The sequence below is a fragment of the Kitasatospora sp. NPDC059648 genome (genome assembly GCF_042734825.1).
Classification (GTDB): Bacteria; Actinomycetota; Actinomycetes; order Streptomycetales; family Streptomycetaceae; genus Kitasatospora.
On the sequence record NZ_JBHWDU010000148.1, the window covers coordinates 1 to 10,535 of the forward strand.

General features: G+C 69.9%; 11 protein-coding genes. 7 read left to right on the forward strand and 4 right to left on the reverse strand.

Annotation, left to right across the window (positions count from 1 at the left end; translation table 11 throughout):
- Nucleotides 1-322: 322 nt before the first annotated feature.
- Nucleotides 323-676: a hypothetical protein gene (locus tag ACFV1W_RS38920; RefSeq protein ID WP_380422124.1), complete on the reverse strand. Its 354-nt coding sequence runs from the start codon at nt 674-676 to the stop codon at nt 323-325.
- Nucleotides 677-1,309: 633 nt separating this feature from the next.
- Between ACFV1W_RS38920 and ACFV1W_RS38925 the strand changes: the two genes are divergently transcribed.
- The 5 genes from ACFV1W_RS38925 to ACFV1W_RS38945 all read left to right on the forward strand — a co-directional run bounded on the left by ACFV1W_RS38925 (nt 1,310) and on the right by ACFV1W_RS38945 (nt 3,969).
- Nucleotides 1,310-1,468, forward strand: a complete 159-nt coding sequence (locus ACFV1W_RS38925; protein WP_380422125.1) for a hypothetical protein — start codon at nt 1,310-1,312, stop codon at nt 1,466-1,468.
- A gap of 213 nt (nt 1,469-1,681) precedes the next feature.
- Nucleotides 1,682-1,927, forward strand: coding sequence for a hypothetical protein (locus ACFV1W_RS38930; RefSeq protein WP_380422127.1), 246 nt, complete (start codon nt 1,682-1,684; stop codon nt 1,925-1,927).
- Between the two features lie 18 nt (nt 1,928-1,945).
- Nucleotides 1,946-2,734 (forward strand): hypothetical protein, encoded by a 789-nt coding sequence (locus ACFV1W_RS38935; RefSeq protein WP_380422128.1) that lies wholly within the window; start codon nt 1,946-1,948, stop codon nt 2,732-2,734.
- A gap of 29 nt (nt 2,735-2,763) precedes the next feature.
- A complete protein-coding gene (locus tag ACFV1W_RS38940; RefSeq protein ID WP_380422130.1) occupies nt 2,764-3,450 on the forward strand; it encodes a hypothetical protein in 687 nt (228 codons plus the stop codon).
- Between the two features lie 114 nt (nt 3,451-3,564).
- A complete protein-coding gene (locus ACFV1W_RS38945) occupies nt 3,565-3,969 on the forward strand; it encodes a hypothetical protein (protein WP_380422132.1) in 405 nt (134 codons plus the stop codon).
- A 100-nt stretch (nt 3,970-4,069) separates the two neighbouring features.
- Here the strand turns inward: ACFV1W_RS38945 and ACFV1W_RS38950 are convergent, their stop codons facing one another.
- Nucleotides 4,070-4,243, reverse strand: a complete 174-nt coding sequence (locus ACFV1W_RS38950; protein ID WP_380422133.1) for a hypothetical protein — start codon at nt 4,241-4,243, stop codon at nt 4,070-4,072.
- A gap of 151 nt (nt 4,244-4,394) precedes the next feature.
- Between ACFV1W_RS38950 and ACFV1W_RS38955 the strand changes: the two genes are divergently transcribed.
- Nucleotides 4,395-5,903: an ISL3 family transposase gene (locus ACFV1W_RS38955; protein WP_380422139.1), complete on the forward strand. Its 1,509-nt coding sequence runs from the start codon at nt 4,395-4,397 to the stop codon at nt 5,901-5,903.
- A gap of 274 nt (nt 5,904-6,177) precedes the next feature.
- Here ACFV1W_RS38955 and ACFV1W_RS38960 read toward each other — a convergent pair whose 3' ends face one another.
- Complete coding sequence (locus ACFV1W_RS38960) at nt 6,178-7,422, reverse strand: hypothetical protein (RefSeq protein WP_380422135.1); 1,245 nt, start codon at nt 7,420-7,422, stop codon at nt 6,178-6,180.
- Nucleotides 7,423-7,433: 11 nt separating this feature from the next.
- A complete protein-coding gene (locus ACFV1W_RS38965; protein ID WP_380422136.1) occupies nt 7,434-7,748 on the reverse strand; it encodes a hypothetical protein in 315 nt (104 codons plus the stop codon).
- Between the two features lie 325 nt (nt 7,749-8,073).
- On the opposite strand from ACFV1W_RS38965, the gene ACFV1W_RS38970 reads away from it, so the two are divergent.
- On the forward strand, nt 8,074-8,211 hold the full coding sequence (locus tag ACFV1W_RS38970; protein WP_380422137.1) for a hypothetical protein: 138 nt from the start codon (nt 8,074-8,076) through the stop codon (nt 8,209-8,211).
- Nucleotides 8,212-10,535 lie beyond the last annotated feature (2,324 nt).

Sequence of the window (10,535 nt, forward strand, 5' to 3'; positions counted from 1 at the left end):
CATCCGCATAGCGCATACCAACGGCATAGCGCGCAAATGACCGTCAGTCAGCTACGCAAACAGGCCAATCACCTTGAAGCGCCGAGATCAGTATGTGGCTGGGATCGAGGGCGTGCGGGCGTGTTGCGGTGCCGTGTTGCACCCCGTTGCCCGGTCCGCTGGCCTCGGCGGGTTCCCGCTGGCCGCCCGCGCCGCCCCGTCGCTGCGCCCTTGCCGCCGTCCTGATCGACCTCCTGTCCGGCCGCCAGGCCGTCACGCTGCGCCCGGCTCGGCCGCCCTGCCCGCGCCCCGGCGGCCTTCCTGGTCGGCCGCGGCTGGCTGGTCAGGGTGTGGGTGGGTTGAGGAGGGGGCGGAGGTGATCGGGTAGGTCGGGGTGGTCTCGCCAGGGGGTGGCGAGGGCCTGGAGGGCGGCCCAACAGGCGCGGGCGGCGGGGTCTGGCTGCTCCTGGCCGAGGCAGTGCCACAACGCCTGGTAGAGGTATCGGGAGGCGGCGAAGACCGCCTGAACTGCGTTGCGGACGACGGTGCGCTGCTCGTCCTGAAGAGGGTGCGTGGTGCCCGGGATACGGATGACGGGGCCGAGAGCGGCGTAGGCCTGCCCGTCGATGAAGTCGTGCAGGTCTCTCAGCTGCTGCCGTGTCGGCAATGGCGGCTCGGGTATGGCGGGAGAGGTCACGACAGCACGCTACCGGCCGTCACACGGCCCGCGGTCTCGTGCTGCCCGCCGCCCGTGCCGTGGTCCTCGACGGTGGGCCGCCGCCTGGCCGCCGGGACCCGGCCCAGCTGCCGTCGCGCCCCGCTGCCCTGCCCGTCCCGGCCGTCGTCGCTGCCGCCTGCCGTTGGCCGTCCGTGGCGTGCCGTTCGCCGCCGCCGTCCGGCCGCGCACCGGGCCGCTGCGCCCGGCCGCGTTCCGGCCGTGTCGCTGCGTTCGGCGGGAACCTGGCGGATCGCCGCCGTTAGCCGTCTGCCGTCCGGCCCCGGCCGTTCCGCTGTCCGGCCGTTGTGCCGCCGCCTGCCGCCTGCCGCCTGCCGCTGGCCGTTTGCCGTCGGCTGTTCGGCTCGTCTGCCGCTGCTGTGCCGCCCCGGCGCGGTCTCGGACGGCCCGGCCGCCGCCCGCCTCCAGGTCGCAGCCCGGCGCCCGCCTGTGGGTCCCGCCGACGCGGTCGGCCGGACCCACGGTCCGCGGCGGGATGCCTGTGCGGAGCCGCTTGCAGATGCGGCTGAATGAGGCTGCCACGAGGGCGGGTGTGGGTGTCATCAGTTCGGCTACGCGGGAGCACGAGACTGTGGCCGCTCCTAGCGGCGGGTTATGACGACGGAGAACACGGGGGTGGTGGGGGTGCGGTCGGCGGAGGAGGTGTTCGCCGCCCTGGAAGGGCTTGATGCGCGGTGTCGACCGTTCACCAACGAGCAGGGGTTGCTGGAGGCGTACCGGTGGGCGGTCGGCGCGCGGACCGCCCACCGGTGACAGCCGCCGGAGGACCGCCTGGAACGGGAGGCCGAAGAACAGCTGGAAGCCGCCCGCACGGCCAACGCCGCGCTGCGCCCGTGCTGGACGTGCCGGGGCTCGATCGGGGGGAAGGAGGGCTCGAACCTGGAGCTGCGGGAGAAGGCCGGGCCGGACCGGCTGGAGTGCCCCGAGTGCGTACAGGCCCGCGCCGCACAGGACTTGGGCCCGCTGATGCTGCCTGCCCCGACCAAGCGCGAGCAGGTGGCCGCCCTCTCCGGCGACCTGCCCGCACCGGTGCTCGCGAGCATCCTCGGACTCCACCCCTACACCGCAGTCCGCTGGGCCGGGTTCGCCAAGACCTCTTGGGCCGACTACCTCGCCACCCGCGCCCGTGACATCGGACGAATCCAGGCTGGGACGCCCACAACGGAGGATCCTGCTCCTCCCAGCAGAAACGCGACTGACAACTTCCGTTGACTTCGAGACCATCAGGCAGTGACTATAGAACTGCATCTGCTGTCCCTTCGTGTCGTCGTGCCACCGCTCGGGACCCGGGGGGCCGCAGTGGAATGCCGACCGATCGTCGACGGACGAGACATCCTGGCCGAGGTGTTCGAGGAGGGCCCAGGGGAGGATCCGCGGTATCTGCTGGGTCCGAAGTCGCTGCTGCATGCGACCGACACTCCTCGTGAGGTGCGGGTCGCTGTGGCTGGATGCGCCGAGGCCTGCTGCGGCGCTGTCTATGTGACGATCAGGCACGATGGGCAGCACGTGGTCTGGAGCGGCTGGCGCAACCCGCTTGCGGAGGAGGCCGGTCTCCCGGAGTTCAGGTTCGACGTCGCCCAGTACGAAGCGGAGGTCGACCGGGCCGCGGCGGATCACAGCTGGGAGTGGCCGGCCCGAACAGTCGCCAGGCTGCTGGAGGGGCGGCTTCGGGAGCACACCGACTGGCTGGCGGCCTGGGAATGCGAGCTGGGAGCTGTCTCCGCCTGGCACTGGGACCCTGACCAGATCACCGTCTTCCTGTTCCACCCCGGCCGCTCGGCGATCAGGGAAGACCGTCCTTGGCTTCAGTTCAGGATGACCATTCCGATCTCCGCAGACGACCCGGCTGACCAGGTCGACACCCTTGAGGCCTGTCTCACGGCCGGAGACCCCCGCGAGGTCGCCGAGGTCTGTGGGGGTTCGAAGGAGTTCGCCGATCAGCTCGGCTATCCCTGGCCCGGCCCCCGACGACGCGCTCGAACCGCAGACGAGGCCGGGAATACGGCACGTCAGGAATAATGCAAGGCCTCACCGTTCCGGAGCCCGTCGTGCACGAAGAGGCGTGGCAGGCCGGCGCGACGCTGCACGCCGCCCTCGCCCAGCACCCCGCCCATCCTGACCACACCCCCGACGAGGACCAGCCCGACGACCAGGAGCAGGCGCTGCTCGGCGACGTCCCCCACCGGGTCCGCCGCCGGGCCGCCGGGATGACCCTGGAGAACATCCAGCACGCCCTGGAACAGGCCCAGTTCGAGGAACGCTGCGCCGACCGGCACGCCGACGCCGGCCACGAAACCGCCTACACCACCGCGGCCACCATCCGCGCCGAATGGCAGCGCATCCACGACCACACCGCCACCACCCGCGCCGAACGCTACGACCCCGACCACGACACCGCCCTCCAGCACGCGCTGCGCCGTGAGCACCACCGCCAGGACGTGGCCGACCGGGCCCGCGAAGCCGCCCTACGCGCCCGCCAGACCACCGACGTCGCCCACCGCCGCCTCGCCGGCACCGCAGCCCAGCCCCTCTACACCGCCCTCGAACGCGCCGGCCTCCACACCCTCACCGACGACGACCACCAGGCCGTCCGCGACCTCACCCGCACCCTCGACCCCGCCACACTGCGCCAGGTCACGAGCTGGCTGGAGCGCACCCGCACCGCCGCCGCCGCGCTGCGCGGCCCCGGGCAGGAGCGGCCCGGGCGGCCCGTCGTACGGCGCAGCACGTTCTGACGGACCGGGCCCGCCCAGAGGTGTTGACCTTGATCTTCGGCGGGCGTTGGATAGGCGCTCCCAGGGCGGGGCGCCCCACGCCCGGACCGCAGCACGGGAAGGAACCGGTGCCCTGTGAGCGATCCCCACGCCGAGCAGCCGAACATTCGCCGCCTCGACTGCGAGGACTGCCAGGCGAGCCCGGACAGCGGCGACATCCGCACTCTCGCGATCGGCACCGCCGGCACCACCGAGACCTGGCACACCCGCGGTTGCCCCGCCTACACGATCCACCAAATCCTGGGGGAGGCCAGCGCCCAGAAGGTCAAGGAACGGCAGGCCCGGGCCGAGGAGGCGTTCTTGGCCGCGTACCGCCGGCTGCGTGAAGCCACGCACACGCTCCCGGCCGACGATGCCTCAGCCCCCTTCGCCACGGCCCTCCTGGAACTCGCCCAGGCCCAGGCCGGCGACACCAGCCGCTCGGTCGCCCTGCCGACCTGGACAAAAATCCTCAACCGGCACATCCCACGACCCCACTGACCACCGCCCGACATCCGGACGACAGGAACTCTCCGGCAGGAACCAACGGCGTCGACCACCACCAAACGGTCAACCCCATCGCGTCCGACGACCCCGACCGCTACGCCGCCGCTTCCCCGGCCGGCTCACCGTCGATGTGCTTGAGCAGGCTGCGGGCCGCAACACGGTCCTCACCCGACAGCGAGGCCCAGTACTCGTCCGCCCACACCACATGACAGGCCTGCCGCTCAGCCTCCTCCAGCCGAGCCGACTCGGCCAGCTGCTCCTCACTCAACCCCTGCCGAGCGGCCTCCAGATCACCACTCCAGCACGGCAGCGCAGATAGGGTCTGTACGGTCTTCGGCTCTGTCCCGTAATCGGTGGTGACGAAGTGTGACGGCGGTCGTTGGCATGGTGTGCGTGGTGTCAACGAGCTTGTGAGCGTGGTGTTTTCAGGACTGTCGGCCCTTGTCATCGAGGAGGTAACGGACGAGGGCGAGGTGATCCGGGTGTCGGCGCGGACGCGGGACGATCCGGTGCCGTGCCCGGTGTGCGGGCGGCCGACGAGGCGGGTGCACGGCTTCCACGGTCGGGTGGTCGCGGATGTCCCGGTGGACGGGCGGCGGGTCGTCGTGTCGGTGCGGGTTCGGCGTCTGGTCTGCCCGGTGCTCGGCTGCCCGAGGCAGACGTTCCGCGAGCAGGTTCCCGGCGTAGTGGAGCGCTACCAGCGCCGCACCCGACGCCTGGCCGACCAGCTCGGCGCGGTGGTCAAGGAGTTAGCGGGCCGGGCGGGCGCCCGCCTCTCCCGTGCCCTGACGTGCGCGATCTCCCGTTCGAGTGCCCTGCGCCTGCTCATGCGCCAGACACTGCCGCCACCGCGGGTGCCGCGCGTACTGGGCATCGACGACTTCGCCCTCAAGCGCCGGCACCGCTACGCGACCGTGATCATCGATGCCGAGACCGGCGAGCGGATCGACGTCCTGCCCGGACGCACCGCCCCGGCCTTGGCGGCGTGGCTGCGCGAGCACCCCGGGGTCGAGTACGTCTGTCGGGACGGCTCCGGCTGCTACGGCGAGGCCATCCGCCAGGCCCTGCCCGAAGCGGTGCAGGTCAGCGACAGGTGGCACCTCTGGTCCAACCTGTGCGACAGGGTCCTGGCCGAGGTCCGCTCCCACACCGCCTGCTGGGCCGCCGCCGTGAACCCCGTCCGACCCGGGGGCGTGCGCGAGCAGACGACCCGCGAGCGCTGGAAGCGAGTGCACGACCTGCTCGACCAGGGCGTCGGCCTGCTCGAATGCGCCCGCCGCCTCGATGTCGCCCTGAACACCGTCAAGCGGTACTCCCGCATGAAGGAGCCCACCGGCGACCGCCGCGCACCCCGCTACAAGCCCACGCTCGTCGACCCCTACCGCGACCACCTGCGCGCCCGCCGGGCGGAGGAACCGGCTGTCCCTTTCCTCCAACTCTTCAAAGAGATCAAGGAATTGGGCTACACCGGGAGCCTCAACCTGTTCTACCGCTACATCACCCAGGGCCGCGCGGAGGGCGACAAGCCAGTCACCACCCCGAAACACTTCACCCGCCTCCTGCTCTCCAAGCCCGAGAACCTGCGCGACAACGACACCGCACTCCTGCGGGAACTGACACAGACCTGCCCGGCGATGGCCGAACTTGCCCGCCTCGCCAGCGAGTTCGCCCAGCTACTGACCCCGGAACCGGGCAACGACGCCAAGCTGACCGACTGGATCACCACGGTTCGCGCCGCCGACCTGCCCCACCTGCACTCCTTCGCGAACGGCCTCGAACTCGACCGCGCCGCCGTCGACGCGGGACTCACGCTCCCCTACAGCAACGGCCGCACCGAAGGCGTCAACACGCGAACCAAACGGATCATGAGGCAGATGCACGGCCGTGCTGGCTTCCCCCTGCTCCGCCACCGCATCCTCCTCCAGTGATCACTACAGAGCGCTACCACCGATTATGGGACAGAGCCGATTACGGGACAGAGCCGTTCACTGGACACACCCGGCCGAGCCCGGCTCGCCCTCCGAGGCGGCCCTGCGTCTGCTGGGCAACATCACCGCACCGGAGACCGAGGGCACCTCTGCGGCCGTGTGACCACTGTGTGGGCGATGGTGTGGCGAGGGCGGCAATGACCTCGCGCAGTCCGGTCACCGTTTGATCCACGGCAGCGTCTGTCGTATCCCGGCGGAGCCGACTGGCCGCTCTCTACGGGTCCGTCCAGATGATCCGGCATACGACTGCGGTGGCTGGTCCTGCTCCCGTGGCAGCACTCTTGATCACGTCCTGAGTCTTCCCGGACCTGAGGAACTCGTGCTCATAGCGGTACTCGTCCAGGCGGGAGCTGGTGAGCAGTTCGGCCCCGCGGATGAACTGCGAGCTGCGTCGGCGGTCCAAGGGATGTATCAGCCGGTCGATCCAGCGGCCGTATATTCGGGTGGTAGTCCCGACCGACAAGCAGACGGCGACCAGTTGCCGCAAGGCGATGGCTGAGGCGATGGCGGCGAGCCAAACTGTCAGCGTCGGTTGGTACTTGAAGAACGATGCGTCGCTGACAATCCCCATCGCGACGATCACCGGTATCGTGCTCACCGCCGCGGCGACGATCCGGGTTGGCACGAGCAGGCGGCGGGCGAAGCTCATCTCCTCCCGTCCCAGCACCGTGGGCAGGAAGGCCGTCAGGAAGAGTGCGGCTGCGGAGAACACGGCGTCGGACCGTTGCTCGATGGTGGGCCTGTCCGTGAAGCAGAAGAAGAGGATTCCGGCTATCAACAAGGAGGCGAACAGGACGGCTACCATCCAGAGCGTCCGGAACGGCGCGATGCGGAAGAACGCCCGTCCCCGGGTGCCCCAGGGCACGGTCGTGATCGGGTAGATGCCGAACCTGGTGGCGTGCGGCGCCCAGCTAGTGTCGGGGCCGAGCCACTTCACGGCCTTGCCCTCCGCCTCGGAAGCCTCGTCGAACAGTCCGGCGCCCTTCAGCCCGACGTCCTTGGGTGTAGTCAGCTCGAAGTGGTAGGACCGCGCATAGGCAGAGTTGGAAGCGTTGATCACAAGGTCGATGTATTCGACGCCGATGAACCGTTTTGCCAAGTACTTGAGCCGCTCCAGCGACATCCATCGTCCATGGCGGGCCGTCGTGTAGAAGTCGAGCGGGCGGTCGTACCGGTACTTCACGATCATGCGGGTCCCGGGTTGCGGAGGCTCCTCGAAGGCAGCGAACAGGATGAAGTTACGCGAGAGCATGCGGGCCAGGACCAGGAAGGCTTGAGCCCGGGACGAGTCGGGGAATCCCCACCGCAGGGCGTTCTCCAGCAAGGGCTCGAGGGATTCCTCGAGGTTCTCGTCGTAGTCCTCCCTGAGGACCTCGTCCGCGCAATCCGCCAGTACTTCCGGGTGGTCTGCGTAGGTCGAGCCCAGAACCACGGCCCACTCGACCAGCATGATCTTCATGACAGACCGCCCTAGCTCCCGGGGGACCTTGTGTAGGGGTTGTTCTTGCTGTCCCAGAAGCTGAAGTTGACCATGGCCTCCTTCCGGAGAAGGGCGATCGGCAGGAGCGTGAACCCGGTTCCGTGCCGCAGTCGGACTCTGGGCAACTCCTCCGGCACGAGGAAATCGACGCTCACCTGCCGATGCAGCGTCAGCCCGTCCGGGAACCGGACCGAGTCGACACGCCGGCTGATCCAGTCCTTACTGAAGAAGATGAGCTTGATCAACTTTCTTGCCTCAGGCCCTGACAGGACGCCCCTGTAATCCTCGCCGGTTGAAAGTCCCATGACCACTCCCAGAGCCCACGCCTGACCGCCGGCTGAACGACGTACACCGGCCTCTCTCCACCGTGCGACGGGGGCTCCGACCGGAGCAACTTCGAAGCGGAGGTTCCGCGGTCCGCCCACCCGGCCCCGACCGGGCCCGGCAGCAGACAACACGGCTCGATAGGCCCGGTCTGGTGGTGCTACAGCCGCGACACCTCCACTGCCTGACCAACTCCCTCGACACCGCAAAGACCGGGCGCACTGCGACCAGCGGCAGGGCGGGGAGGACCGCCAGTGCCGTGCAGGGGGCTGCAGAATGCCCCACGTGTGCAGGCCCGCGCGGTAAATGACTTGGGCCCTGGTGCTGCCCGCCCCGACCAAGCGCGAGCAGGTGGCCACCCTGGTCTCCGCCCCGGGCGATCCGTGGTGGGAAGCACGGGTGCTGCACGCGAAGCTCTACCCGGTGAGGGGCCGCAAGGTGTGACCTGTTGGTGTTGGTGGGCGTGGAATGGCCGCGCACGCCGTATTGTCTGGACCTCTGGCCGGGCTCGGCGGGGGTGTGGGTGGGTGGTGTCGGTGGCCCGGTTTGGTGACTGTGTGTGGTGGTGGGTGGGGGTTGGGGGTCGGGTCGGCCTGCTTGGGGGTCGGCCTGGTGTTGTGGGCTGTTTTCGGGGGTGAATTCCGCCGGTAATTCGGTTGGGTTGTCTTGGCGGATTTGTTGCCGGTGGTGGTCTGGATTCGGGGTCGGAATTTCGGTGGCTGGGGGCTGGTGTTCGGGTTTGGTGGGGGTCGGGCCCGGCGTCGTCCGGGGCCTGCTGCGCCCTGCTGCGCCCTGCTCCGGTCGCTGCGCGGTGCCGGTGGTTGGCGGCCCGGTCGCCGTCCAGCGAGATGCCGACCTTGATTCGCTGGTGTGGATGCGAAGGTCCAGCGCGCATCCGGGCGGCAGTCAGGCCTGCGGCGCCCGCGCCGTGTGGCGCGGCAGCTCCGGGGGCCGGCCAGCAGGCGCCTGCCTGCCGTGCAGCACCACGTGCACGGCGGGGAGGCGCTGCGGCCGGCGTGTTCTTCGATCTGCCGGGCCGCTTGGTCCAGCGCCTCGCGGCTGACGGTCCGTGGGTGGCCGCGCCAGCTGGTGTCGGCGTGCTCGTAGACGTAGCAGTGGTCGCAGGCCAGGGCGCAGCGGCTTTGGACTTTGAGGACGAGGCTGGCCGCCGTGTTCAGCGGGTCATGAGCCAGTGGCCGAGCAGGGTGATGGGGAGGCTGCCGGCGGCGTAGACGGCGCCGAGGAGGGCACGTCGGCCCAGGGTTCGGGCGTGACGGCTCCACCGCCGGCTGCGGTCGCCTCGGCTCGGGCTGGGGGGTTGGGCGTTAGGCTCCATGGTTGGTACTCCCTGTTGCTAGACAGTCGGGTATTGGTCGGGGAGCCCCTTAGGTCAGTGCCGGCATGCACTAGCCGACTCGGAGGCTCCCCGACGTGTGTGCGGAAGATAGCTGACACTGCGTCAGCATCTCCCCGCGGGCACAAGCTACACAAAGCGGCGCGAGGCGGCCCTGCGCTACAAGAGGCGCAGACCGCTGTGCCATCCATCTCGGCGATGTCGAAACCGGGCCGCTGCCCGGTGCCGCGCCCCGCTGGTCCGTTGCCGGGACCCTGGCCGCCGTCCTGGTCGGCCGCCAGGCCGTCCCGCTGCGCCCGTCTCGGCCGTCCGGCCCGCCCGCCCGGTGCAGTGCCCCGCTGCGCCCCGCCCTGGTGGCCATCCTGGTCCGGTGTTGGTTTGGTGTCGCCACTCCGGGAATTGCCAGGGTGACGCTGGTCGGGATTTCCTGGGCGGTCTGGAAGGGCGGTCTCCGTGTCGGCATGGAGGGCTGTAGGCCACTTTCCGGCGTGCCAGAATTCGATTCCTCACCACTGCGCCCCGAAAGGGGTAAGGATTTCCGCCTGAAAGGGAGAGAAAGGGAATTAGCATTCCCGCCGCAAGTGCGGCCGAATAGAGCCGGGATGGACGGTTGCCGTGAGGTTGCCTGTTCGCCTCCAGCGCCCGCACGGGAACCGGTACGATAGAGCTGGCACGAAAGCCGGTGAAACGCCGCCGGATACGCTTCGGATTCCGATCCGGAGTCTGCGGTTGAGGGCCTGTCAGGGGCCGCCGAACGGGGTGCCCGTGAGGGCCCGCCACCGGGGCCGGGGAGGCCCGAGCCGGACCGGTGCCCCCAAGGTGTTTCCCGAGGGCCGCAGGCCCCGCCCCGGGGGCGCCGGATGGGCCGCCAGCCCAGCAATCAGGCGGCGGACCGGCCATCGGCCGGGACCGGGGGAGGGCCCCCGGGGGTGGGGTTGTGACTGATACCCGAAGTCCGCGACACATCGTCAACGCCGAGGGCCGCAGGCCCCGGCCGGCACCCCCGCCCGATCGGGGGGATGGCCTACTACCCGAATTTCGCGTCACATCGTCAACGCTCACCCCCGGCGCAGCTCGGGAAACCCTGACAGCAAACCGGCCCGTAGGGCCGTGAAAACACCGGCCCAACAAAGCCGGAAAGCCGGTCGATTGACGGGCCGTAGGCCCGGGGAAAAGCCACCCGATAGGCGGAGCGCAGCGACGCCCGACGCCCGCCCCAACGGCGCGCACCTAGCCCGCGAATTCGCCACCGGCGAATTCTCCTAGCCACCCACCCACCTGCCGAGGCGCAGCCGAGGTCACACCACGCACGGTGACGGCGCAGCCGTCACCCCCGGCTGACGCTGCGTCAGCGGCGCCCAACGGGCCGTCAGGCCCGTTGTAAGCCGTAGGCTTGTCTCTTAGACACATATCC